Source organism: Nocardioides sp. (assembly GCF_036503465.1).
Classification (GTDB): domain Bacteria; phylum Actinomycetota; class Actinomycetes; order Propionibacteriales; family Nocardioidaceae; genus Nocardioides.
This window is the reverse complement of the sequence record NZ_DASXWU010000047.1, coordinates 25,842-50,587: the sequence shown is the minus strand read 5'-3', so window position 1 is coordinate 50,587 and position 24,746 is coordinate 25,842. Positions and strand designations below refer to the sequence as shown.

The window sequence follows — 24,746 nt, the reverse complement described above, 5'->3', positions numbered from 1 at the left end:
GGCCGCGCCGGTTGATCAGGTAGTCGTCGTAGCCCTGCAGGCCCCGAACGCCGTGCAGGCGGAGCAGCGCGCGCTGCGCCGAGACCTGGTCGTCCCACACGAAGCGCACGAAAGCGCCGACCTTCTTGAACTTGCTGGGGTTCTGGTTGGTGTTCATGCGTCTATGATGGCCGCTGGCACTGTTCAGGACAAGCGAATGTTTCTTACGAACCATGCAGCGATGCTGTATGATCGCAGGCATGATCGACGTCCAGCGTCTCCGCGTTTTCAGGGCGGTCGTGGCCAGCGGTTCGGTGCAGGCCGCGGCCGAGCACCTCGGCTACACCCCGTCCGCCGTCAGCCAGCAGATCTCCGCGCTGCAACGCGAAACCGGCCTCGTCCTGTTCGAGAAGGCCGGCCGTGGGATCTCCCCGACGGCGACCGCCAAGGTCCTCGCCGCAGAGAGCGAGGAGCTGATGGACACGCTCAACCGTCTCGGCGGGGTCGTCGACCACCTGCGCGAGGGTCGCAGCGGAAGCCTGACCATCGGGGCGTTCTCGTCGGCCGCCCAGTTCTGGATGCCGCAGGTCGCCAAGGGACTGCGTCGCGAGTTCCCCGACCTGGTGCTCGACCTCAGCCTCAACGAGCTCGGCCCCGAGCCCGCCAACCCGGCCCGTCGCGACCTCGACCTCACCACCGAGGACGCCGACCTGGACGGCATCGAGCGTCCCGGACACAGCCGGCACGTGCTGGCGGAGGAGACGTACCGCGTGGTCGCGCCCCGCGGCCATGATCTCCTCACCGAGTGGGACCACCAGGTGCCGATGGGTGCCCTGGCCGGCCAGCCCCTGATCGACAACGACTACCACGGCAACACCTGCTCGTTGATCATCCGCAACGCCTGCCGGGCCGCCGGCTTCACCCCCCGCTATGTCGCCCGCACCGAGGACCACCACACCGCGCTGGCCTTCGTCGCCGCCGGCGTCGGTGTGACGCTGGTGCCGAGCCTGGCCGCCCCCGAGTCGATGGCGGGCGTCGACAGCCGCGAGCTGGTCAACCCCAGCCCCCGTCGTCGGATCGTCGTCCACGTCCGCGACGCCGTCGCCGACGCACCGCCGGTCGTGCGCGCCCTCGAGCTCCTCGACACGGCCGTGGCGAAACGCTGCGTCCGGCACGCCGTCACCCGCTGAGCTGTGTCGTCAGGGGTCGTTCACGGGTCGTCTGCGCCTTCAGGCGGCGCACTCCTCCAAGTCCGGAAGGTCCTCGACGGCCGCGGTCGCGCTCTCGCGGGTGGCGCGCGAGGCCAGGACCAGCACCACGGCCATCAGGGCCACGCCCACCAGGCCGGTCACGTGGAAGGCGTCGGTGAAGGAGTCCTTGACCGAGGTGAGCAGGACCGGGTCGTGCCGGCCCTCGCGGATCCCGTCGAGCACGCTCTGCTCGGCCGTCGAGCCCGGCAGGCCGAGCCGCCAGCGGTACACCACGGTGCCGAGGGAGCCGAGCACGGTCAGGCCCATGGCGATGCCGAGCTCGTTGGACAGCTGGGCGAGCGAGGCGCTCGAGGCGGCACGCTCCGGAGGAGCGGCACTCATCACGCCGTCCATCAGCATCGGGAAGGCGGCGCCGATCCCGAAGGTGGCCAGGCTGCTGCCGATCGCGACGACCGGACGCCCGGCCGACGAGGCCGGCGCCACGGCGTACAGGGCGAACCCGACCGCCATCAGCGACATCATCGAGACGACGACGATGCGCTGCGGGAGGCGACGGTTCAGCCACGGCCCGAGGTTGGCGGCCCCGATCATCGAGACCATCATCGGCAACATCCACCAGGCGGCCTGCAGCGGGGAGAGCCCCTGGACCTCCTGCAGGTAGAGGTTGAAGAACAGAGAGGTCCCGCCCATCAGCAGCGCCGTCAGGAACAGGGCCGCGAGGGTACGACGGACGCGGGGCCGGGCCAGGAGCGCCAGGTCGAGGAGCGGGTGGGCCAGGGTTGCCTGCCGGCGGAGGAACAGGGTGCCCAGCACGACGCCGACCACGAGCGTGACCAGGACCGGCGAGTCGAAGCCGGTGGCGACGGCGCGCTTGAGGGCGAACACGAGGCTCAGCACCGAGACGATGGACATGGCCGCGCTGGTGAGGTCGAGGGGCGCGGGAACGTCGGCCTTCGACTCGGGGATCAGCCGAGGCACGACCGCGATCGTCAGCGCCATCACCGGCACACCCATCAGGAAGACCGAGCCCCACCAGAAGTGGGCGAGCAGCAGGCCACCGACGAAGGGCGCGACCGCCATGCCTCCGAGGAAAACGGTCATCATCGCGCCCATCGCCTGGATGCGGGCCTTCTCGTCGGTGAACAGGCCGCCCAGCAGCGCCATCGACGCCGGCAGGATCGCCGACCCGGCCAGCCCCATCACGCCGCGGGCGACGATCACCAGCTCGGGGGTGCTGGAGAAGGCGCCGATGCCCGAGGCGATCGCGAAGATCGCCGCGCAGACGAGGATCATCCGGCGGCGGCCGATCCGGTCGGCGATCGCGCCGGTCGTGAGCATCGCGCCGGCGACCATGAAGTTGTAGCTGTCGGTCATCCAGAGCAGCTCGGTCGCGCTGGCATGCAGGTCGCGGCCCATCGTCGGCAGGGCCACGTTCAGGACGGCGATGTCCACGGCGACCAGCAGGGTCGGGAACGCCAGCGCGGCGAGCGCCAGGAGAGATCGGGTCCTGCTCGTGGGTGTGGTCTCGGTCGTCATGGTGGCTCCTGGGTGAGGGTCGGTTCACCCTTGCGTCGAACCGTTCGACCGGATTTCGACACCCGTCCGCGAAGAAGCCTCGGACCGGGTCGGCCGGGCAAAGAAATCTGCAGATCCCCGGCGGCGCGCGCCGAGGAGGCGCAGCATGGGTCGCAGGGCTGAGACCGGACCTCAGCCGCAGACGGCATCGGGCCCGCCCTGGGGGCGGGCCCGATGTGTGCGGCGGCGCTGTGGATGACCGGCCCGGTCAGCCGGCCAGCACCAGGTCGTCGCGGGTGGCCTCCGCCTGCGCAGTGCGATGCGCACGACGCAACGCCGCGAACGCCGTGACCCCGCCGGCCATCACCAGTGCGCCGGCGAGCAGCAGTCCCGAGCGGTAGCCGTCCAGGAACGCGTCCACCGGTGTGTGGCCCGCGGCCAACGAGGTGCCCTGGCGGCTGGTCAGCACCGCACCGATGACGGTGATACCGAGGAGGCCGGCGACCTCGCGAGAGGCGTTGAAGACCGCCGAGGCGACGCCGGCCTGACTGGTCGGCATCACGCCGAGCACGGTCGCGGTCAGGGGGATCGTCAGCCCGCCCGCCAGGCCGATCACCGCGAAGCTCGGCATCAGCGAGAGGAACGACGCGTCCTTGCCCAGCAGGGAGACCGACCCGATCGCCAGTCCCATGGCCAGCATCCCGAAGCCGCTCGAGCGGTAGGCGCCGAAGCGCGCCGCGACCCGGTCCGACACGACTGCTGAGACCGCCATCAGGACCGCCATCGGGACGAAGGCCGCACCGGCCTTGGTGGGGGAGAAGCCCAGCACGCCCTGGAGGTAGAGCGAGGTGAAGAAGTAGATGCCGAACAGCCCGAACGCCCACAGCATCAGGGCCACGATGCCGCCGGTGAACTCCCGCTGCCGGAACAGGCCGACGTCGACCATCGGCTGCTGCACGCGGCCCTCGATGCCGACGAAGGCCAGGGCCGAGGCGGCAGCGACGCCGAACGAGGCCAGGATCCCTGTCGAGGTCCAACCGCGGCCGTGGCCCTCGATCAGGGCCCAGGTGAGGGCGAAGAGCGTGAGCGTGGAGAGACCCAGTCCCGGCAGGTCGAGGCGGCGAGCCTCCTCCTCGCGCGACTCGGTGACGGCCCACGCCCCGAGTGCCATGGTGGCGATGCCGACCGGCACGTTGATCCAGAAGATCCACTTCCAGGCGACGTGCTGGGTCAGCAGGCCACCGAGGACGGGGCCGACGGCGAGCGCCAGCGCGCCCACGCCACCCCAGACGCCGACCGCGGCGTTCCGCTCGCGGGGATCGGTGAACGTTGCGCTGATGATCGCCAGGGTGGTCGGGGTGACCGCGGCGGCGCCGATGCCCTGGAGCGCGCGCGCCGCGATCAGCGTGGCGGCACCGTCGGCGAACCCGGCGAGCAGCGACGATGCCGTGAAGACCGCCAGGCCGATCAGGAACAGCCGTCGCCGGCCGAACGCATCCGCCAGCCGACCGCCCGCGAGCAGCAGGCCGGCGAAGGTGAGGATGTATCCGCTGACCACCCACTCGATGCCGGCGGTGGACAGGCCCAGCTCGCGCTGGATGTCGGGGATCGCCACGTTGACGATGTTGTTGTCGAGGTAGGTCATGAAGGTGGCCAGCGCCACCGCCACGAGCGCCCATCGGCTGCGGTTCATGTTCCGTCTCCTATACGTCGTACATGTATGTCGTACAGGAAACCTTGTACGGCGTATAGTTGTCAACCCTTATGGTGTATAGTTCAGAGCATGACGCCTCGGACCGCCGCTGCCACAGCGGCCAAGAGCGACCTCAGCCGGGCCGCGATCGTCGAGCGGGCGCTGAGCCTCATGGACGTCGATGGCCCCGACGCGGTCACCATCCGTCGCATCGCGCAGGAGTTCGGGGTGACCCCGATGGCGCTCTACTGGCACGTCGCCAACAAGGACGAGCTGCTCGCGGCAATGGGCGACGCCCTGCTCGCCGACGTGGTGCCACCGCCGGTGACCGGCTCGTGGTCCGTGCAGCTCCGCGGGGTCGTCGAGAACCTGATCGAGAGCCTCTCCCGGCATCCCGCGGCCGCCGATCTCGTGTTCCCGCGGATCCTGGTGACCGAGCCGGGGCTGCAGATCACCGAGTTCACGCTGGCGTTGCTCGAGGACGCCGGCTTCAGCCGCGAGCAGGCCGCAGACCTGGCCAGGATGGGTCTGCAGACCGCGCTGATGCTGGTCACGCAGCGGCCCGGGGCCGAGAGCCAGGCGGCCCGGAAGGAGCGCGATGCTCTGCTCGCCCAGAAGCGGGCCCACGTCGAGAGCCTGCCTTCGGACCGGTACCCGCACGTCCGCGCCGCGGCCGTGCCCCTGACCGACTGCGACGACGAGGCGGCGTACTACTCGTTCGGGGTGGACCTGTACATCGAGGGCGCCGTCGCCCTGATGCGCAAGGTCAAGCGCGCCTCGGCCTGAGCACCTGGAGGGTCGTCCGCCTGAGCGGGGGCCAGGGCCCCACGTGGGGCGGACGACCCGGCGGCCCCTTCAGGAGCCTGGCGCGCGGAACAGCCCGGCCACCAGTGCCGCGTCCGAGGCGATGGCCAGCACCTCGTCCCCGGCGGTGAGCGTGGTCCCGCCCCGCACCTGCACCATCCGACCCGCCCGGCTGACGACGCTGACCCAGACGTCCTCGTCCAGCGGCAGGTCGCGCAACGTGGTGCCGTCCGCCGGCGAGCCCGACTCGACGACGTAGCGGTGCAGGCCTTCGGGCTGGTCGCGGAACCGCATCCCCATCGCCCATGGCTCGGGCTCCACGACCCGCATCGGCACGCGCCAGCGCCGGGCGAGGGTGGGCACCAGTCCGCCCTGGACGACGACCGACAGCAGCACCACGACGAACACGACGGCGTAGATCCTGTCGGCGTCGGGGGCACCCTCCACGACGACATAGGTGCCGAGCAGGATCGGCACGACGCCCTTCAGCCCGGACCAGAGCACGAACGCGCGCTCGCCGCGCCGCAGCCGGACCGGGATCAGGACCAGGCCGACCAGGATCGGACGCACGAGAAGGATCAGCACCGCGGCGATCCCCAGGGCGAGAGCACCGCGACCGTCGTGGAAGGCCGACGACAGGGGGATCGACAGACCGAGCAGGGTGAACGCCACGATCTCGGCCAGGCTGGCGAGGCCGGAGGTGAAGTGCTCGATCTCCCGCTTGTACGGCGCGCGGGTGTCGCCGACCAGGATCCCGGCCAGCAGCACCGCGAGGAAGCCCGACCCGTGCGCGACCGTGGTGACGCCGTACAGGAGGAGGGCGAACGCGATCGTCCGCAACGGGTACAACGCCTCGTTGGGCATCGGCAGGTGCCGCAGCAGCCAGCGCAGGACGCGACCTCCGGCGATGCCGAGCACGATCCCGACCACCATCTGCAGGACGAACTCGCCCGCACCGTGCGCGACCGCTCCGAAGCCACCGCCACTGGATCCGAGGATGGCGATCATCAGCGCGATCCCGACGGGGTCGTTGGCGCCGGCCTCGCCCTCGAGAAGCGTGCCCGAGCGGCCGGTCACCTCGCGCCGGCCGAGGACGGAGAACACGGTCGCGGGGTCGGTGGGGGCGAGCGCCGTGCCGAGCAGCAGGGCCGGTCGCCAGTCGAAGCCGAACCACCAGTGCGCCGCCGCCGCGAGACCGGCGGCGGTCACGAAGGTCCCCGCCACGCCCAGCCAGAGCACCGAGCCCGCCACCGGGCGGAAGCGGGACAGCCCGATGTGCATGCCTCCGTCGAACAGGATCACCACGAGCGCCAGGGTGACGATGCGCTGGTCGACCTCGATCCCCAGTGCCCCCAGGTCGGGGAACAGGTCGGCGGCCACCGAGGCTGCGATCAGGAAGAGGGCCGGGCTCGGTACCTGGGTGATCGCGGTGATCCGGCTGGAGCCGACGGCGAGGAGGAGGGCCACCGACGCGACGGCGATCACCAGCGCGAAAGGGATCACGTCGTGCATCGGAGTCTCCAAGGTCGGTGGACGGGCCGCCGACCAGACTTCCCGGCACTCCTCGCCGACAGCCTAGACGAGGCCGACCGGACGGCCGGATGCCGGACTACGAGTGGACGACGCAGCGGGTCGCCCAGGGCCGCGCCTCCATTCGGCCCTCGGGGATCGGGTTCCCGCACACCTCGCAGATCCCGTACCCGCCGTCCGCGACCCGCTGCCGCGCACGGCGTACTTCGTCGAGCATGGTGAGCAGGTGCTCCTGCGCCGACACCGCGGCCAGCCGGTCGACCGCCATGGACGTGCCCTCGCCGACGCGTTTGCCGAACGAGATCGTCCCGAGCTCACCCGGCGGCTTGGTCAGCTCGGCCAGCTGCGCCTCGAGCTCGGCCTCGCGCTCGGCGAGCAGCCGGTCGGCGTCCTCGTGCATCCGGCCAGGGTAGATACCCCCCGACGTGGTGGCTGTCGCCAGGGGCCCGAGGACGACCATTTCGTCGGGGACTATCGGAGCCGGCGGCACTAGCCTGGCCGGGTGAGCCGAGACCCCGCGCAGCCCTGTTCGCTCGTGGGCGCGGGGCAGCTGACCGCCTCCGACCCGACACCCGGGATGTCCCGGCAGGTGGCGATGCACGGCGCGGGGATGTGGACCGGCACCGTCGACACCGAGCCGCACGCCACGTCCGGATGGCACCACCACGGCGAGTACGAGACCACGCTCTACATCGTCAGCGGCCGCATGCGGATGGAGTCCGGGCCGGGCGGGCAGCACGTGGTCGAGGCCGGGCCGGGCGACTTCCTGCGTGTGCCGGCCGGCGCGATCCACCGCGAGTCCAACCCGTCCGACGAGGCGGGACGGGCCGTGATCGTCCGCTGCGGGACGGGTGAGCCCACGATCAACGTGGACGGGCCGGCATGACGCTGGGCGTCTCGACTTCGTCTACTTCCCGAGCCGCGACGCAGCCGAGAGCCTCCGGGCGCGCGGGGTCGAGGTCGGCGAGCCCTTCGAGTTCCCGTTCGGCGAGGGCGACGAGCCCGACGCTCCCGGACCGCAGCGGATCGCGATCTACGAGCTCACCCGTGCCGACCGAGGAGCCTCCCTCCGAGGCCGCCGCGACTTCTGACCGACGAGAACAGGAGAGTTCCGTGTCCACCATCACCCTGCCCGACGGACGGGCCCTCGAGGTCGAGGTCAACGGCCCCGACACGGGGCCGGTCGTCGTGTTCCACCACGGCACCCCGGGTGCCTCCGAACCCTTGCCCGCGCATGTGCAGGCGGCGGCCGCGCGCGGCCACCGCCTCGTCACGACGTGCCGCCCGGGGTACGGCGCCTCCACGCGTGCGCCCGGTCGCTCCGTCGCCGACGTCGCCGCGGACACCGGCGCGGTGCTCGACCACCTCGGCGTCGACACCTGCCTGACGATGGGCTGGTCCGGCGGTGGTCCGCACGCGCTGGCGTGCGCGGCGCTGTTGCCCGATCGGGTCCGCGGGGTCACGGTCATCGCCGGGGTCGCACCGTACGACGCGGAGGGCGTCGACTGGCTCGCCGGCATGGGCCCGGAGAACCTCGAGGAGTTCGGCCTCGCTCTCGAGGGCGAGGCGAAGCTGCGCCCCTATCTCGAGGAGCAGCAGCCCGCCCTGGCCTCGATCACGCCGGAGGAGGTGGCCGAGGCGCTCGGCGGTCTCGTCCCGCCGGTCGACGTCGCCGCGATCACCGGTGACCTCGCGGAGTGCCTGGCGGCGGAGTTCCGGCACGGGGTCTCGAGCGGCGTCGACGGATGGCTCGACGACGACCTCGCGTTCGTCCGCCCGTGGGGATTCGACCTCGCCGAGCTCCGGGTGCCGACGTACCTCTGGCAGGGCGACCAGGACCTGATGGTCCCGTTCGCGCACGGGGTCTGGCTCGCCGAGCACCTGCCCGGCGTGGTTTCGCACCTCGAGGCCGGTGAGGGACACATCTCGATCGGTGCCGGAGCGGCCGCACGCATCCTGGACGAGCTCGTCGCGAGCTGAGCGGCGTGCTGAACCGGCCGGTCATCCGTCTCACCTGACGTGGACATCCTCGAGGTCGACCCCGAGCTGCGGCTGCGGCCCTTTGCCGGTGACGGCGACGTCGACCTGGCGTGGCCGTGGTACCAGGACCCGGAGACGGTCGCGCTCGTCGACGGACCCGGCAGCCCGACGTACGCGCGTGACCGGGTGGCCGCGATGTACGAGTCGTTGACCGCCCAGGGCGAGGTGTACCTGATCGAACGGCGTACGCCGTCAGGCTGGGAGGCCGGAGGCGACGTGACCCTCGCCCCGGACACGCTGCCGATCGTGCTGGTGCCGGGGTTGCGTGGGCAGGGCATCGGTCGCCGGGTGATGTTGCGGCTGGTCGACCGGGCCCGGGTGCTGGGCTGGAGCGAGCTGAGGGTCCGTGGGGTGACCCCGGGCAACGACGCGTCGCACCGGCTCTTCACGGGCCTCGGCTTCGTCGCCCGTCCCGACGGGCCGCCGGCGTACGTGTTCCGGCTCGCCCCGCTCGGCGGCCGTCCACGCCCGTGAGCCGTGCGATGCTCCCGGCATGCTGCTGCGGGTCGCGATCATCCTGGTCGGTGTCGGGTTCGTCGCCTATCGGGTCGCGTTGGTCCTGGAGATCCGGCGGGCGCACCGGGCCGGCGACCTGGCTCGGGAACGGCGGCTCCGCACGCGTGGCTTCGGCATCTACCGGTGGGTGCTCGCCGCGGTCGTGGTGATCATCGTGCTGCTGACGGCACTGGTGTGGCTCAACTCCCGGTGAGCCCGGAGGTTCAGGGTGCGTCGGCGAGGACCTGACGCACCATGAACATCCGCTGGGCGCAGCGGGTCGGCATCGTGTGCCAGTAGTACGGGAAGACCATCACGCCGAGTGCCAGCGCCCAGCCGCGCGCGACGAGCCATTCGTCGTCCTCGACGCCGACGGCCCGGCGGAACGTCGACCGGGCGGGCGGGTCGAGCAGCTCCCAGGCGACGACCAGGTCGACCGCCGGGTTGCCGACCGACAGACCGCCGAAGTCGAGCACCGCCGCGAGCCGGCCGCCGCGGACCAGGAGGTTCTCTGCGAGGAGGTCCCCGTGGTACCACCGTGGCTCGGACCGCGCATGAGCGGCGGGCAGGGCGAGGCCGGCGTCCCACGCTGTGGTGACCGCGTCGACGTCGAGGTCGAGACCCTCGACCGACCGGGACATCTCGAGCCAGGCGCGCATGTCGCCGTCGAACGCCGCGAGGGGCTCGCCGCGGTACCAGCGGAGGTGTGGGTCGGTCTGCGCCTCGTCGGGTACGTCGACGCCGCGGAGCCCGGTGACGACGGCGGCCAGGTCGCGTGCGAGGTCGTGGCGCGGCGCGTCGTCCGGGGACGGCAGGCTCGGCGGCTCGCCCTCGGCGTACCGGACCAGGGACCACTTCTCGGGGTAGCCGAATCCGGGTTCCCCGACCTCGACGATCTCCGGGACCGGCACCGGCAGGTGCGGCGCGACGTGCGGCAGCCAGCGCTGCTCCTTCTCGATCGTCCCGCTCCCGCCGGGTTGTCGCGGCACCCGGACGAGGAGGTCGTCGCCCAGGCGGAACAGCGCGTTGGTCGATCCGGAGGCCTCCAGGCGGCGCAGCGGCAGCTCGTCGTACGCCGACGAGAGGGTGCCCAGCAGGCGCCGGACCAGCTTCTCGTCGACCTCGAGCTCGTCGTCGTGCAGTCGGGTCACCACCCCACCCCACCCGACCCGGCCCTCGGATGTCGAGCCGCTACCGGTGGTAGACCTGACGCCATGACTCGCCGACCAGATCATTTCGCGGGCTCGATGGTCGACACTGCTCGGCTGCGTCAGCACGTCTGGACCAGCGGCCCCGCCGACGGTAGACCGCTGCTGCTCGTGCACGGCAACATCACGACCGGAGGTTTCTGGCGGTACGTCGCCGAGCGGCTGCCCGCGGACGTGCGGGTGATCGCACCGGACCTGCGCTCGTTCGGTCTCACCGAGCCGAAGCCGGTCGACGCGACCCGCGGGCTGCGCGACATGTCGGACGACGTCCAGGCCCTGCTCGAGGCGCTCGGGCTCTCCGGCCGCGACGACGTCCACGCCGCCGGGTGGTCGATGGGCGGTGGGGTGCTGCAGCAGCACCTGATCGACCACCCTCGCGACCTGGCGAGCCTGACCCTGATGGCGCCGCTCTCGCCGTACGGGTTCGGCGGCTGCCGCGGCGCCGACGGTGAGCCGTGCGTGCCGGACTGGGCCGGCACCGGTGGCGGGACGGCGGCGCCGGACTTCGTGCGCCGGCTCGCGGAGCGCGACGGCAGCAGTGACGAGCCGCTCACTGCGCCGCGCGAGGTGCTGCTGACGTTCTTCGGCCCCGGCCCGAACCGGCCGAACGTCGACGAGGACTTCCTCGTCGCCGAGCTGCTGACCACGACCGTCGACGACGACCACTACCCGGGGGACACGACCCCGTCCGAGCACTGGCCGAACATCGCGCCGGGCACGCGTGGCGTGCTGAACTCGATGTCCGGCAAGTACTACGACACCAGCGGCTTCGGTGACGTCCGCGACGGTCCGCCGATCACCTGGCTCCGCGGCACGGCCGACCAGGTGGTCTCGGACCGCTCGATGTTCGACCTCGCCACCCTCGGTGAGCTCGGAGTCGTCCCCGGGTGGCCCGGCGCGGAGGTGATGCCTTCGCAGCCTATGGAGACGCAGCTGCGCACCGTGCTCGAGAGGTACGCCGGGAACGGCGGTCGCTGGCGCGAGGTGGTGCTCGATGGAGTGGGCCACGGCATCCCGCTGGAGGTTCCCGACGTCGTGGCCGCCGAGATCGAGAGGTCGATGGCGGATGCCTGACCCGCTCGACGTCCCCGTCGCCGGTGGCACGCTGCGCGTCGCTGCCTGGGCCGGGACGGGCGGACCCGTCCTGGCCATCCACGGGATCACGTCGACGTCGCGGTCGTGGCCGTTCCTCGCTGCGGCGCTGGACAACCCGGTCTTCGCGCCGGACCTCCGCGGCCGCGGGCGTTCGAACCAGCTCCCGGGACCAGCCGGCCTCGCCCAGCACGCCGAGGACTGCGCGGCCGTGATCGCGGCGACCGGAGGCGTGCCGCTGGTCGTGGTCGGTCACTCGATGGGTGCCTTCGTCGCGACGGTGCTGGCGGTCCGGCGGCCCGACCTCGTGCGCGGACTGGTGCTCGTCGACGGCGGGCTGCCGTTTCCCGCGGCCGACGCGGCGGCGACCGTCGCCGGTCTGCAGCCGATCAAGCAGCGCCTCGAGACGACGTACACCCGCGAGAGCTACCGCGACTGGTTCCGCAACCACCCGGCGTTCGCCCGCGACTGGACGCCCGAGGCCGAGGAGTACGCCGACTACGACCTGCCCGAGGAACCCGGTCGTCCCTCGGCCGATCCCGAGATGGTCGAGGCCGACCAGTGGGACCTCGTCGACGGCGCGGCGTTCGCCGAGGCCGTGGAGAAGCCGATGCCTCCGCGGGTCTTCCTGCATGCGTCACGAGGCTTCGCCGATGACCCTCCGGGGCTCTACCCGCAGCCGACCGTCGACGAGTACGCCGTGCGCTGGCCGGACCTCGGCATCCGGCACGTGCCGGACGTGAACCACTACACGCTCGTGCTCAGCCGCCGCGGTGCCGACGCCATGGCCCAGGCGGTGCGGGACCTGTCCGCCCACGGGTCGTCCGCCTGAGCGGAACCCCTGGCTGCCGCTGAGGCGGACGACCCGCATGGGCCCGATCAGCGGACGACCGACACCGAGGGTCCGGCCGGAGGAAATTCCTCCAGCGCGTGGTCGGCGATCCGCTTCATCATCCACACGTCGATGCCGCCGCCGACGACGCCACCGGCCAGGGGGATGCCGCGTCCCAGCCGGGCGAACGCCTTCTCACCGAAGCCGCGGAGCAGCCGGAAGCCGATCGCCTTGTTCAGGATCAGCAGGGCAGCCGGCGGCAGCTGCTGCCCCACCAGGCCGACGACCCGGCCGCCGCCGCCGGTCAGTCCGGTCCGGGCCAGCACCTCGTCCGCCTCGGAGCCGATCAGCGTGAGCAGCACCGCGGTCCGCACCTGCGGGTCGTCCACGTCGTACCCGCGCAAGGTCGCGATCGCGGCGACCATCCGGGTCGCGCCTACGTAGAACTCGACGACGTTCGCCGGCAGCGCCACGGGCATCGTCACGAACCCCCCGAGGCTGGTCACGAACCCGCCGACGCCGCCCTTGACGACGTGTGAGCGGATGATCTTCTTCGCCGCGCCCTCGGTCGTGCGCGTGTCGCGGCGCGCCAGGTCGGCGAGCTCGCGCGCGGACCTCAGCGGGCCGACCCCGTCGATGCCCGCGTCGAGCAGCACCTGGACGAGACGGCCGACGACCCCTTCGTCACGGCGGGCCGCGCGCTCCGGGAGGCGCTCGGATCGTCTCAGCGACACGCGCGGCTCACCCGTCGCTCGGCGGGCTCGGGGGCACGTCGGGACCGGGCTCGTCGGGCGGCGTCCCGGGGCGCTGGTCGGCGATCCTCTCGACGCCCCGCTCGAGCGAGCCGCGGACCTGGCTGATCTTGTCCGCGTGCCGGCCGTCGGTCCGGCGGTCGACGGCGGTGGCGGCCTTGTCGATCAGCCGCTCGATGTCGCCCCGGTGCTCGTGGGCGAGGTCACCGGCCTTGGCGACGCCCTGGCGGACGGCGTGCTCCAGCGTGCCGGCGAGCTCGCTGAGATGGCGCTCGACCTCGAGCTCGTCCATCTTGGCCCGGATGGTCTCGCCGATCGGCGGCCTCCCGGACGAGCCGGAAGACTGGTGGTCGGACGGCTGGTCGGACGGCTGGTGTGACGACTGGTCGGACATGGCACCTCCCTGCGGTGGAAGTCCCATCCTGCCCGCACGCGCCCGATCTCCCAACCGGGACGGGTTGGGATCCGACCCGAGCTAGCCGAACGAGCGCAGCCGCAGGCTGTTGCCGACCACGAACAGCGACGAGCACGCCATCGCGGCCCCGGCCACCATCGGGTTGAGCAGCCCGGCTGCGGCCAGCGGGATGGCCGCGACGTTGTAGGCGAAGGCCCAGAACAGGTTGCCACGGATCGTCGCGAGGGTACGTCGTGCCAGCCGGATCGCGGTCACGGCGCCGCCGAGGTCGCCTCCGACCAGCGTGAGGTCGCTGGCGGAGATGGCCACGTCGGTCCCGGTGCCCATGGCGAGCCCGAGGTCGGCCTTCGCGAGGGCGGCCGCGTCGTTGACTCCGTCCCCGGCCATCGCCACGACCCGACCCTCGGCCTGGAGCACCGTCACGGTCTCGACCTTCTGGTCGGGCAGCACCCCGGCGACCACGGTGTCGATGCCGACCTCGCCGGCCACGCGACGGGCTGCGGCCTCGTGGTCGCCGGTGAGCAGGACGGTGCGGAGCCCGAGCCGCTGCAGGTCGCGGACGGCCTCGGCCGACGTCGGCTTCACGGTGTCGGACACCACGATGACGCCGCGCGCCTCGCCGTCCCATCCCACCACCACGGGGGTGCCGTCCCCCGCGGCAGCGACCGAACGGCGTACCCCCTCGGGAAGGGTGGCGAAGAGCTCCGGCCGTCCGACCAGCACCTCGTGGCCCTCGACGACGCCACGTGCCCCGAGGCCCGGCAGGTTCTCGAAGCGCGTCACGTCGGGCAGGTCGGGTCGGTAGTCCCCCGCGTTCTGGTCGTCGTGTCTCGGGGAGAGGCAGCCATTTCGTCGGGGACCATCGGCGATGGCGCGGGCGACCGGGTGCTCGGAGGCCGACTCGAGCGCGGCCGCCATCCGCAGCACCTCGCCGTCCTCCGGCTCAACCCGCACCACGGACATCTGCCCGGTCGTCACCGTGCCCGTCTTGTCGAGCACGATCGTGTCGACGCGACGCGTGGACTCGAGTACCTGGGGCCCGCGGATCATGATGCCGAGCTGGGCCCCGCGACCCGTCCCGACCATCAGCGCGGTGGGGGTCGCCAGGCCCAGGGCGCAGGGACAGGCGATCACGAGCACCGCCACCGCTGCCGTGAACGCCGAGGTCGCTCCCGCGCCGGTGACCAGCCAGCCGACCAGCGTCAGCAGCGCGAGCGCCAGCACGACGGGGACGAACACCGCCGACACCCGGTCGGCCAGCCGCTCCACCGGCGCCTTGCCGCGCTGGGCCTCGTCGACGAGCCGCGCGATCTGGGCCAGCTGGGTGTCGGCGCCGACCCGGGTGGCGCGCACGACCAACCGACCCGACGTGTTGAGCGCGGAACCGACGACCTCGTCGCCCGGCGCGACGTCGACCGGCAGCGGCTCGCCGGTCAGCAGGGACCGGTCGACCGCGGAGGCGCCGTCCTCGACGATGCCGTCGGTCGCGATCTTCTCGCCGGGGCGTACGACGAAGCGATCACCGACCGCGAGCTCCTCGACGGGCAGCGACACCTCCCGCCCGTCTCGCAGCACCGAGACCTGCTTGGCGCCCAGCTCCATCAGCGCGCGCAGGGCCTCGCCGGCCCGCCGCTTGCTGCGCGCCTCGGCGTACCGCCCGAACAGCAGGAACGTCGTCACCACCGCCGCGACCTCGAGGTACAGGTGACCCTCGCCCCGCACCAGCGCGACCGCCGACCAGACCCACGCCGCCGTCGTGCCGAGTGAGACCAGCGTGTCCATGGTGCTCGCCCCGTGCCGGGCGTTGACCGCGGCGGCCCGGTGGAACGGCCATCCCGCCCACCAGACGACGACGCCCGAGAGCACGGCCGCCGCCCACTCCCAGCCGGCGAACCGGAGTGCCGGCACCATCGTCCAGGCGAGCACCGGCAGCGTGAGCACGCCGGCGACCAGCAGCCGGGTCGGGCGCGGTGCCGAGGTCTCGGGCTCGGCGGAGGGCAGGAAGGCGTCGTACCCCGCCCGGCGCACGGCGTCGATGAGGTCGTCGGTCTCGACGCCGCCGGCGTAGGAGACATGTGCGCGCTCGGTCGCATAGCTGACCGACGCAGTGACCCCGTCGAGCTTGTTGAGCTTGCGCTCGATCCGGTGCGCGCAGGAGGCACAGGTCATCCCCGCGATGTCGAGATCGACGTCGCGGAGCCCGGTGGTGACGGTGGAGGAGCCCATCTCAGGCGAGCCGGTAGCCGGCTTCCTCGACCGCACGGCGTACGTCGTCGTCGCTCAGCGGCTCCGCGGAGTCGACGGTCAGCCCGCCGGTGGCGAGCACGACGTCGACCGACTGCACGCCGGGCAGCTCGGAGACCTCCTCGGTGACCGAGGCGACGCAGTGGTCGCAGGTCATCCCGGAGACGGTCCAGGTCTGGGTGACGGTCTCGCTCATGACCGCACCAGCCGTGCGATCGCGGCCGAGGCCTCCGTCAGCTTCTCGTCGGCGCCGTCTCCGGTGGTGACCGCGTCGCGGACGCAGTGCGCGAGGTGGTCGTCGAGCAGGTTGAGCGCGACCGCCTGCAGCGCCTTGGTCATCGCCGAGACCTGGGTCAGGATGTCGATGCAGTACTGCTCCTGCTCGACCATCCGCTGCAGGCCGCGGGCCTGACCCTCGATGCGACGCAGCCGCTTGAGGACGTCGTCCTTGTCCTGGAGGTAGCCGGGGTGGTTCATGTCGCCACCATACCCCATCGGGGTATAGATGGTGGGTTCGACCTCAGCGGCGTACCCGCACCCACCTCACCGCCCGGTCGACCAGTCCGAGGTCGCTGCGCACCCACAGCACGATCCGCATCCGGCCGGGTCTGTGGAAGCGGCAGCTCCGGGTCGCCGACCTCTGCCACTTCGTCCTCGTGTGACTGCCGCACTTGAACCGGTACGACACGACCTTCGAGAACTCGGTGCCCGTCGACCGGGAGGCGTCGAGGCGCAGCAGCCGCCCCACGTGGATGATCCGACGGGAGAGATGGAGCCGTGCGGTCGGCGGTTCGCCGGCGACGACGGTGACCGACACCTGGGCGGTGTCGGTGCGCCCCAGGCTGTTGGTCACCACGACCGTCGCCGTGCCCGACCCGGTGTCCCGGAACGCACACGTGGCGGTGGGCGACTTCTGCGCCGGCATCGCGGTCTGGTTCCCACAGCGGAACTGGTACGACGTGATGGTCGCGAACCGACCGGCCGTCGACGCACTCGCGTCGAGCTGCACCGGTGCGCCCTGCGGCACGCTGGTCACGTCCGCCGCCACGACCGCCGTCGGCGGGTCACCCGCCGTGACCGCGATGTCCACGCTCGCGGTGTCGGTCCTCCCGAAGCTGTTCGTCACGACGACACTGACCGTCTTGGTGCCGACGTCGGTGAACGTGCACGTGGCGGTGCCCGACTGCTGCGCGGGCATCGCGGGCTGGTCGCCGCACCGGAACTGGTACGACGTGATCGTCGCGAAGCGACCCGCTGTCGAGTCACCGGCATCGATCTGCACCGGCGCGCCCTGCGGCACGCTGCTCTGGTCCGCGGCCAACGCGGCCGTGGGTGGGTCACCGACGACCACGGGGACGTCCACGCTCGCGGTGTCGGTCATCCCGAAGCTGTTCGTCACGACGACGCTCACCGTCTTGGTGCCGACGGTGGCGAACGTGCACGAGGCGATGGGTGACTGCTGTGCCGGCATCGCCGGCTGGTCACCGCAGCGGAACTGGTACGACGTGATCGTGGCCCAGGCGCCTGGCTGCGACGAACCGGCGTCGACCTGCACGGGCTCGTTCTGTGAGGCACTGGCCGGGTCCGCCACCACGCCAGCGGTCGGCGCGACCGGTGCCGCGTCGACGGTCACCGTCTTGCTCGCCGTGTCGGTGTGGCCGGCCCGGTCGGTCACCGTCACCGCCGGGTGGTGGTCGCCAGGTGCCTGGTAGACGCAGGTCTTGGTCGCACTCGTGCCCGTGGTCGCGGTCTGTCCGGCGTCGCAGACGAACGAGTACTGCACGATCCCGTGGTCGTCGGTCGAGCCGGACGCGTCCAGCACGGTGTCCTGCCCGGTCAACGGCTGCGCCGGCGTGACGGTCAGTGCCGCGACGGGTGGCGCGTCGGGGGGCAACGTGGTGCGCTCCCAGGCGCCCAGGTCGGCGTACGTCACCGGACCGGACCCTGTGTCGGCGACGTCCGGCTGGTCGACCGGTGACGCACCAGCCTGGTCCTTGCCCGCCCAGCCGGGGACCGAGGAGTCCGCGGCGTCGAGCGCCGGCGAGGCCGGCCCGAGCTGGAGGTTGCGGCTGCCGAGGCCGACGAAACCCGGGTCGGCTGCGAGACCGTGCTGCTCCTGCGACGTGGCGGTGCGCAGGGCGGCCAGGCTTCCGTACAGGACGCCGTTCCACTCGTACAGCGCAGTCGTGCCGTCCGACTGGAAGACGAGGTCGTGGTCGATGGTCGTGCCCGTGGTCGAGCCGGCCTCCACGCGGATGTTGCCCTTGCTGCGGGTGGTGTTCACCGCGTTGTCGACGGCGATGTTGTCGCGCAGCACGGTGCCGGTGGACGAGCCCTCGACGTTGAGGCCCGAGGCCAGGTTGCCGACGGCTGTGTTGGACACGACGGTCGCGTTGGGGGACGCCGAGATGTCGACGCCGTGGTCGCCGTTGTCGTAGCTGACGTTGCGGCGTACCACGGCCCCGGTCGACCCTGTGTAGATCTCGATGCCCGAGTCGTCGTTGTCGTGGGCCACGTTGCGCTCGACGACCGCGTTGAGCGAGCCGGCACTCACGTCGATACCCGTCGCCTTGCGGACGCCGGGGGTGAGGTTGTCGGTCGCGAGGTTGCCGAAGACGTGGGCAGCGGACCCGCCCTGCACGCTGATGCCGTGGTAGCCGTTCGCGGTGGCCGTGGAGGAGCTCACCGAGCTGGACGTGGTGCCGTTCAGGCGGATGCCGATGGATGCGTTGTTGCTGACGTCGGCCCCGGTGATCGTGTCGTTGGTGCCGTTGGTGTCGGAGATGCCGTAGGTGCGGGACCCCTGCACGGTCACGTTCGTGACCGTGCAGCCGGTGCAGGCCTCGAGCTGGACGCCCGCGACCCCGGTCGCACTCACCGTGAAGCCTTGGACGGTGACGCTGCTGACGGGGTTGCGGACGAGGAAGCCGTAGGAGCGGACCGCGCTCAGCGCGTCGCTGGGCGCCGGTGCGGGTCCGCCGAGGTCGACGTACAACGTCCGGGTGGTTGTCACGTAGAACCAGGAGTTCGCCGTCGTCTGGTCGGCGGCCGGTGCCTTGGTCAGCGCGCTGTCTGCGGCGAAGACCTGGGCGGGCAGCGCGGTGGCCCCGAGCTGGGTCGTCCAGGCGTTCCCGGTGACGGGTGCCGTCCACGTCGCGGACGAGAGGTCGTCGGCGCCCACGACCTCGACCGAGGAGCTCGCCGCCTGGAACGTCACCCCGCCCGGAGCGGTGACCTGCTCGTGGTAGGTCCCGCTGCCGACGCTCACGGTGTCGCCGGCCGTGCTCTTCTTGGTCGCCGCAGTGATCGTGCAGAACGGTGCGCTCGCGGTCCCCGCACCGGAGTCGGAACAGCTCGGGTTCTGCTGGGCCACGACGTAGACGGTGGTCGCATGCGCGGCCCCGGCCGGGATCGTGGCCATGGCTGCGACGAGGGCGATGCCCGAGGCAGTGGTCAGCGTGCGGGTCCAGAAGCGGGTCGGCGACGTCACGATCATGAGATCCCCCATCTCGGTGACAGGTCCCCAAGGTAAAGCGATCCTTCGGGCCTTCTCGTGGCCCAAATGAGTGAGTAGGACTACGCCGATCGAGGGAGGGGAACGTTCAGCGGATGAGCCGCGACGGCGGCCGGCGACCGGTCCGGGGGACCATGGGGGCATGGCCGAGGTCCGGAGCACGCCGCACGCCCCGCCCGACCGTGCCCTGCGCCGCGACATCCGTCTGGTGACCTCGATCCTGGGCGACACGCTGGCGCGCACCGAGGGCGCCGAGCTGCTCGAGCTGGTCGAGCGCGTGCGGGCCCATGCCAAGCAGGGCCGTCTGGACGAGCTCCCCGACTTCGACCTGGCGACGGTGACCCGTCTGGTGCGCGCGTTCACGGCGTACTTCCACCTCGCGAACATCACCGAGCAGGTCCATCGAGGCCGCACGCTGACCCGGGTCCGCGAGCAGGAGGGCGGCTGGGTCGAGCAGGCCGTCGCGCGCATCGCCGCGGCGGACGTCGAGCCCGGCGAGGTGGCGGAGCTGCTGAGCCACGTGGGCGTGCGCCCGGTGTTCACCGCGCACCCGACCGAGGTCGCCCGTCGCTCCACCATCGACGAGCTCCGACGGGTGGCCGCGCTGCTCGAGGAGCCCGACGCCCCCCGCCGGACCCGCCGTCTCGAGGAGGCGGTCGAGCTGCTCTGGCTCACCGACGAGATCCGCGTCGAGCCGCCCGAGCCGACCGACGAGGCCAGGAACGTCGTCTACTACCTCGAGGGGCTGTCCGGAGGTGCGCTTCCCGACGTGCTGGAGGAGCTGCGCGACCGGCTGGCGACGATCGGTGTCGACCTCCCGCCGGACGTGCGGCCGCTTCGCTTCGGCAGCTGGGTGGGCGGCGACCGCGACGGCAACCCCCATGTCACCCCGGGCACCACGCGCGAGGTGCTCACCCTGCAGGCGGTGCACGGCATCCGGCTCCTGCGAGGTCTGGTCGACCGGCTGCGGCGCGACCTCTCGGTGAGCAACCGGGTGGGAGCCGTCAGCGGCGAGCTCGGCGAACGGCTCGAGCACCTGCTGCCGCTGCTCCCGGAGGTCGAGCCGCGTTACCGGCGGCTCAACGCCGAGGAGCCGTACCGGCTCTTCCTCACCTGCGTCCACGTGCGGCTCGGGCTCACCGAGCAACGGCTGCTGCGCGGTGACCGGCACAGCGACGGGCGCGACTACGCCGACGACTCCGAGCTCCTCGACGATCTGCTCCTGCTGCACGCGTCCGTGCTCGAGCACCAGGGTGCCGTCGTGGCCGGGGGCGAGGTCGAGCGGCTGGTGCGGACCGTCGCCGCGACCGGGCTGACCCTCGCCACGCTCGACGTCCGCGAGCACTCCGAGAAGCACCACCAGGCGGTCGGTCAGCTGCTCGACCGCCTCGGCGAGCTGGGCACGCCGTACGCCGAGCTGGACGCGGACACCCGCACCAAGGTGCTCTCCGAGGAGCTGGCGAGCCGCCGGCCGCTGGCGCAGCACCCGTTGCCGCTGGACGACGAGGCTGCGGTGACCGCGGAGACGTTCCGGGCGATCCGGTGGGCGCTCGACGAGCTCGGTCCTCGTGCGGTCGAGAGCTACATCGTCTCGATGACCCACGACGCGGACGACGTGTTCGCGGCCGTCGTGCTGGCCCGCGAGGCCGGGCTGGTGGACCTCGGGTCCGACATCGCGCGGATCGGCTTCGTGCCGTTGCTCGAGACCGTCGAGGAGCTCGAGAGGGCGGAGTTCGTCCTCGACGCGCTGTTCGGCGACCCGTCGTACCGGAAGCTCCTGCGGCTGCGCGGCGACGTGCAGGAGCTGATGCTCGGCTACTCCGACTCGAACAAGGCCGGCGGGATCACGACGTCGCAGTGGCAGATCCAGCGGGCGCAGCGGCGGGCTCGCGACGTAGCCCGGCGGTACGGCGTGCGGCTGCGGTTCTTCCACGGGCGCGGCGGCTCGGTCGGTCGTGGAGGCGGTCCGACGTACGACGCGATCATGGCGCTGCCGTCGGGGACGGTCGACGGCGAGGTCAAGATCACCGAGCAGGGAGAGGTGATCAGCGACAAGTACGCCCTGCCCGCGCTCGCCCGGGAGAACCTCGAGCTCGCCGTGGCGGCGACCCTCGAGGCCAGCGTGCTGCACCGCACCGACCGGCGTACTCCCGACCAGGCCACGCGCTGGGACGCGACCATGGACCGCATCGCCGACGCCGCGCACGCCCGGTATCGCGAGCTGGTCGACGAGCCGGGTCTGGCGGAGTACTTCCTCACCTCAACCCCGGTCGACCTGCTCGGCGCGCTGCACATCGGGTCGCGGCCGGCGCGCCGCCCCGGCGCCGATGCGGGCATCGACGACCTCCGCGCGATCCCATGGGTGTTCGGCTGGACCCAGTCGCGGCAGATCGTGCCCGGCTGGTTCGGGGTGGGCACCGGGCTCGCGGCAGCCTGTGACGACGGCAACCTCGACGCGCTGCGGGAGATGTACGCCGAGTGGCTCTTCTTCCGCACCTTCCTCGGCAACGTGTCGATGACGCTGGTCAAGACCGACCTCGAGGTCGCCGAGCGGTACGTCGCGCTGGCGCCGGAGCCGCTGCGCCCCCTGCTCGATGCGATCCGCGCCGAGTACGACCTCACCGTCGAGCGCCTGCTCGCGGTGACCGGTGACGAGGCGCTGCTCGACCGGGAGGCGACGCTGCGCACGACGCTGGAGATCCGGGAGAAGTACCTGGAGCCGCTCCACCACCTGCAGCTCGAGCTGCTCGGTCGCTACCGCCGCGGCGAGGACGACCCGGCCTTGGAGCGTGCGCTGCTGCTGACGATCAACGGGATCGCCGCCGGGATGCGGAACACCGGCTGAGGGCTCGGGCTTCGGGCTTGGGGGCCTCGGGATGAGACACAAACTGGCCTACAGACCGACGCTGGCCGCGAGCGCTGAGCCGGTTTGTGGGCCAGTTTGATCTGAAGGGCCGACGGGCGGTCGCGGGATCCCTTGTGCGACGAGACCCGCACGCGTACTGTCGCGATATATCGCGAACGGTCGGCGTACTGACGCTGAACGATCGCGACGATCCACGACAGCACACGAGGGAGCGATGAGATGGGCCGTGACCGGGCCGAGTGGGGCCGCGAGTTCGAGTCGATGTTCCAGCAGCACGGGCGCGGCCACGGTGGCTGGAGCGGCGGCCACGGGGGCCGGCGTGGCGGCGAGTGGAGCGGGCCGTGGGGCAGCTGGCAGTGGGGTCCTCCGAACCGTCGGTCGGGGCCTCCGCCGTGGCTGGCCGGGCTGTTCGGCCTGGCCACCCAGGAGCAGGTCCGTGGCCCGCGGGTACGCCGCGGCGACGTGCGGGTGGCGATCCTCGCGGTGCTCGCGGACGGACCGTTGAACGGCTACCAGGTGATCCAGGAGATCGCCGACCGGACCGGCGGTGCCTGGCGGCCGAGCCCCGGCTCCGTCTACCCGACGATCTCGCAGCTCGAGGACGAGGGGCTGTTGGAGGGCGACGACGAACGAGGCCGGCGTACCGTCCGGCTGAGCGAGTCGGGCCGCACGTACCTCGCCGAGCACGAGGACGAGATCGAGCAGGTCTGGGCGCCGTTCGCGCGTGAACGCGACGAGCGCGACCAGTTACACGAGCGTGACGGCGACGACGGCGTCGACTTCGCCAGCCTCAAGCCCGAGCTCGGCCGGGTGATGAACGCCGTGTGGCAGATCATCACCACCGGCACCGACGAGCAGCGCCGTGCCGCCATCGGCGTCCTGGTCGATGCCCGACGCGGGCTCTACCGGATCCTGGCAGACCACCCCGGCGACCTCGAGGACAACGGGGTGGACACGGCCGAGGACACCGCCGAGGACACGGCCGAGGACACCGTGGACGACCTGGGCGACCGACCGAGCGACCGCCGTGACCGTGAGGAGGAGTGGTGAACGACCGACTGCGCATCGGGGACGCCGAGCGCGAGGCCGCGGCCCGCGAGCTGGGGGAGCACTTCGCGATGGGGCGCATCACCGCCGACGAGTACACCGAGCGCCTGGAGCAGATCTGGTCCGCCCGCACGGCGGCCGACCTGGCACCGGCGTTCCGCGACCTCCCCCGACCCCGCGTGGCGCAGCAACCCCGCGTGGCGAGCACGTCGCCGGCGGCCCGGCGCGAGCGCGGGTGGCGGCCGGAGCTGCCGCACATCCCGTTCCCGTTCAAGCTCCTGGTGGCGATCGTGGTGATCTGGTGGGGCTTCCACCACCCGCTGTTCTTGCTGATCGCGGCCGTCGTGTACGTCGTCTTCGTCCGCCGCTTCACCCACCGGCGTCGGTGGCACGGCCGCTCCGGTCCGTGGAGCCACAGCTGGCGCTGACGCCGGAGGACGAACCCAGGCCGTCAGACGCCGATGGCCCGGTTCACCCAGACGTCGCCGACCTCCATGCCGACCTTCTGGTAGAGGCTGAGGGCGCCGGTGCGCGAGTCGGTCGACAGTGAGGAACGGGTGGCGCCGTGCTCCCGGCCGCGCGCGAACGCGTCGACGAGCAACGCCTGCGCGAGGCCCCGGTGCCGCTGGTCCTTCCGTACGGCGAGCCGCTCGATATAGGCCTCGTCCGCGTCCTCGCCGGCCATGATCACCAGGGCGCATCCCACGATCGTGTCCTCGGGATCGGTGACCACGCGGAGGTGCCAGGGCTCGAAGCCCGGGCGGCCGATGACCGAGGCGTGGAAGTCGTCGTACGACTCCCGCTCCCGGACGGACCACTCCAGGAACGCGTCCTCGATGACGTCCTGGACGGCCGGGTACTCCTCCGGCCGGGCCTCGCGGATCGCATAGCCCTCGGGCAGGTCGCGGTGAGCGATCTCCGTGCCGGCGGGCAGGTCCAGCACCCAGCTGGTCCAGCGGACGCGGTACCCGAGCTTGTCGAGCAGCCGGTCGCCGGCCGAGCCCTCGGGCACCGGGCTGCCGTAGCCGGTGCCGCCGAGGTCCTCGACGGCCTTGCGCATCCAGCCGGCGATGGCCGTCCCGATACCGCGACGGCGGTACGTCGGGTGGACGGCGGCGTCGCCACGGTCGTGGCCGGTGACCTCGCCGTACCCCACCAGCATGTCGCCGTCGAAGACGCCGATCGTGTGCGTGGCGACGTCCCAGCTCGGCCGCGACCAGTCGCTCACGATGTCGGCAGGCTCGATCTCGACCTTCCCGATGTCGTGCTGCTCCTGGGCAGCGGCCAGGTCGTACACGGCTCGGGCGTCGTCCATGGTCAGCACCCGGAAGGTCAGCCCGTCGGGCAGGTCAAGCGCGCTCATGAGGCGGTATCAGACCATCCCCCCGCCCCCGGTGCACGTTCATTTAGCGCTGACCCGGCTCTTAGCTGCAGAGAATTGCGCCGACCCGGCTCTTGGCGTCACCACGGGGGTGGTGAACAAGAGCCGGGTCGGCGCTGTCAGCGGTG

Annotated in this window: 24 protein-coding genes; 12 read left to right on the top strand and 12 right to left on the bottom strand. The window is 72.0% G+C overall.

Annotated elements, in window-relative coordinates:
* Positions 1-239 precede the first annotated feature (239 nt).
* Entirely contained in the window at positions 240-1,169 is a 930-nt protein-coding gene (locus VGK78_RS08490) for a LysR family transcriptional regulator (RefSeq protein WP_331527175.1), read from the top strand.
* A gap of 39 nt (positions 1,170-1,208) precedes the next feature.
* On the opposite strand, the gene VGK78_RS08485 is transcribed toward VGK78_RS08490, so the two are convergent.
* Positions 1,209-2,726: an MFS transporter gene (locus VGK78_RS08485; protein ID WP_331527174.1), complete on the bottom strand. Its 1,518-nt coding sequence runs from the start codon at positions 2,724-2,726 to the stop codon at positions 1,209-1,211.
* A gap of 247 nt (positions 2,727-2,973) precedes the next feature.
* Positions 2,974-4,398 (bottom strand): MFS transporter, encoded by a 1,425-nt coding sequence (locus VGK78_RS08480; protein WP_331527173.1) that lies wholly within the window; start codon positions 4,396-4,398, stop codon positions 2,974-2,976.
* A 90-nt stretch (positions 4,399-4,488) separates the two neighbouring features.
* Between VGK78_RS08480 and VGK78_RS08475 the strand changes: the two genes are divergently transcribed.
* On the top strand, positions 4,489-5,184 hold the full coding sequence (locus VGK78_RS08475; RefSeq protein ID WP_331527172.1) for a TetR family transcriptional regulator: 696 nt from the start codon (positions 4,489-4,491) through the stop codon (positions 5,182-5,184).
* A 69-nt stretch (positions 5,185-5,253) separates the two neighbouring features.
* Here VGK78_RS08475 and VGK78_RS08470 read toward each other — a convergent pair whose 3' ends face one another.
* Together VGK78_RS08470 and VGK78_RS08465 are read right to left on the bottom strand one after the other, a co-directional pair.
* A complete protein-coding gene (locus tag VGK78_RS08470; protein ID WP_331527171.1) occupies positions 5,254-6,714 on the bottom strand; it encodes a cation:proton antiporter in 1,461 nt (486 codons plus the stop codon).
* A 97-nt stretch (positions 6,715-6,811) separates the two neighbouring features.
* A complete protein-coding gene (locus VGK78_RS08465; protein ID WP_331527170.1) occupies positions 6,812-7,132 on the bottom strand; it encodes a TraR/DksA C4-type zinc finger protein in 321 nt (106 codons plus the stop codon).
* Positions 7,133-7,234: 102 nt separating this feature from the next.
* On the opposite strand from VGK78_RS08465, the gene VGK78_RS08460 reads away from it, so the two are divergent.
* The 5 genes from VGK78_RS08460 to VGK78_RS08440 are packed head-to-tail and all read left to right on the top strand — an operon-like array spanning position 7,235 to position 9,481.
* Positions 7,235-7,618: a cupin domain-containing protein gene (locus tag VGK78_RS08460; protein WP_331527169.1), complete on the top strand. Its 384-nt coding sequence runs from the start codon at positions 7,235-7,237 to the stop codon at positions 7,616-7,618.
* Complete coding sequence (locus VGK78_RS08455; RefSeq protein WP_331527168.1) at positions 7,584-7,823, top strand: hypothetical protein; 240 nt, start codon at positions 7,584-7,586, stop codon at positions 7,821-7,823. The genes VGK78_RS08460 and VGK78_RS08455 overlap by 35 nt, the downstream gene beginning before the upstream one ends.
* Before the next feature lie 22 nt (positions 7,824-7,845).
* Positions 7,846-8,712 carry an alpha/beta hydrolase gene (locus tag VGK78_RS08450; RefSeq protein ID WP_331527167.1) on the top strand — a complete coding sequence of 289 codons (867 nt, stop codon included), beginning with the start codon at positions 7,846-7,848 and terminating at the stop codon, positions 8,710-8,712.
* Between the two features lie 39 nt (positions 8,713-8,751).
* Complete coding sequence (locus VGK78_RS08445) at positions 8,752-9,246, top strand: GNAT family N-acetyltransferase (RefSeq protein ID WP_331527166.1); 495 nt, start codon at positions 8,752-8,754, stop codon at positions 9,244-9,246.
* 19 nt (positions 9,247-9,265) lie between these two features.
* Positions 9,266-9,481 carry a hypothetical protein gene (locus tag VGK78_RS08440; protein WP_331527165.1) on the top strand — a complete coding sequence of 72 codons (216 nt, stop codon included), beginning with the start codon at positions 9,266-9,268 and terminating at the stop codon, positions 9,479-9,481.
* A 10-nt stretch (positions 9,482-9,491) separates the two neighbouring features.
* On the opposite strand, the gene VGK78_RS08435 is transcribed toward VGK78_RS08440, so the two are convergent.
* Complete coding sequence (locus tag VGK78_RS08435) at positions 9,492-10,418, bottom strand: aminoglycoside phosphotransferase family protein (RefSeq protein WP_331527164.1); 927 nt, start codon at positions 10,416-10,418, stop codon at positions 9,492-9,494.
* A gap of 63 nt (positions 10,419-10,481) precedes the next feature.
* Here VGK78_RS08435 and VGK78_RS08430 point away from each other — a divergent pair, with 63 nt between their 5' ends.
* Both VGK78_RS08430 and VGK78_RS08425 read left to right on the top strand, forming a co-directional pair.
* Positions 10,482-11,549 (top strand): alpha/beta fold hydrolase, encoded by a 1,068-nt coding sequence (locus tag VGK78_RS08430; protein WP_331527163.1) that lies wholly within the window; start codon positions 10,482-10,484, stop codon positions 11,547-11,549.
* On the top strand, positions 11,542-12,399 hold the full coding sequence (locus VGK78_RS08425; protein WP_331527162.1) for an alpha/beta hydrolase: 858 nt from the start codon (positions 11,542-11,544) through the stop codon (positions 12,397-12,399). The genes VGK78_RS08430 and VGK78_RS08425 overlap by 8 nt, the downstream gene beginning before the upstream one ends.
* Positions 12,400-12,446: 47 nt before the next feature.
* Here VGK78_RS08425 and VGK78_RS08420 read toward each other — a convergent pair whose 3' ends face one another.
* The 6 genes from VGK78_RS08420 to VGK78_RS08395 all read right to left on the bottom strand — a co-directional run bounded on the left by VGK78_RS08420 (position 12,447) and on the right by VGK78_RS08395 (position 19,306).
* A complete protein-coding gene (locus VGK78_RS08420) occupies positions 12,447-13,133 on the bottom strand; it encodes a hypothetical protein (RefSeq protein WP_331527161.1) in 687 nt (228 codons plus the stop codon).
* 7 nt (positions 13,134-13,140) lie between these two features.
* Entirely contained in the window at positions 13,141-13,545 is a 405-nt protein-coding gene (locus VGK78_RS08415) for an antitoxin (protein WP_331527160.1), read from the bottom strand.
* An 81-nt stretch (positions 13,546-13,626) separates the two neighbouring features.
* Complete coding sequence (locus tag VGK78_RS08410; protein WP_331527159.1) at positions 13,627-15,792, bottom strand: heavy metal translocating P-type ATPase; 2,166 nt, start codon at positions 15,790-15,792, stop codon at positions 13,627-13,629.
* A gap of 1 nt (position 15,793) precedes the next feature.
* Positions 15,794-16,006: a heavy-metal-associated domain-containing protein gene (locus VGK78_RS08405; RefSeq protein WP_331527158.1), complete on the bottom strand. Its 213-nt coding sequence runs from the start codon at positions 16,004-16,006 to the stop codon at positions 15,794-15,796.
* The gene (locus VGK78_RS08400) at positions 16,003-16,287 is read right to left on the bottom strand and encodes a metal-sensitive transcriptional regulator (RefSeq protein WP_331527156.1); all 285 of its coding nucleotides are present in this window, start codon (positions 16,285-16,287) and stop codon (positions 16,003-16,005) included. The genes VGK78_RS08405 and VGK78_RS08400 overlap by 4 nt, the downstream gene beginning before the upstream one ends.
* 43 nt (positions 16,288-16,330) lie before the next feature.
* The gene (locus tag VGK78_RS08395; RefSeq protein ID WP_331527155.1) at positions 16,331-19,306 is read right to left on the bottom strand and encodes a PKD domain-containing protein; all 2,976 of its coding nucleotides are present in this window, start codon (positions 19,304-19,306) and stop codon (positions 16,331-16,333) included.
* A gap of 160 nt (positions 19,307-19,466) precedes the next feature.
* Between VGK78_RS08395 and ppc the strand changes: the two genes are divergently transcribed.
* From ppc to VGK78_RS08380, 3 genes are all read left to right on the top strand, one after another.
* Positions 19,467-22,169, top strand: a complete 2,703-nt coding sequence (gene ppc, locus VGK78_RS08390) for a phosphoenolpyruvate carboxylase (protein WP_331527153.1) — start codon at positions 19,467-19,469, stop codon at positions 22,167-22,169.
* Between the two features lie 240 nt (positions 22,170-22,409).
* A complete protein-coding gene (locus VGK78_RS08385; RefSeq protein ID WP_331527151.1) occupies positions 22,410-23,240 on the top strand; it encodes a PadR family transcriptional regulator in 831 nt (276 codons plus the stop codon).
* Complete coding sequence (locus VGK78_RS08380; RefSeq protein WP_331527150.1) at positions 23,237-23,665, top strand: DUF1707 domain-containing protein; 429 nt, start codon at positions 23,237-23,239, stop codon at positions 23,663-23,665. Before VGK78_RS08385 ends, VGK78_RS08380 begins: the two co-directional genes overlap by 4 nt.
* 23 nt (positions 23,666-23,688) lie before the next feature.
* Here VGK78_RS08380 and VGK78_RS08375 read toward each other — a convergent pair whose 3' ends face one another.
* On the bottom strand, positions 23,689-24,600 hold the full coding sequence (locus VGK78_RS08375) for a GNAT family N-acetyltransferase (protein WP_331527149.1): 912 nt from the start codon (positions 24,598-24,600) through the stop codon (positions 23,689-23,691).
* Positions 24,601-24,746: the final 146 nt, after the last annotated feature.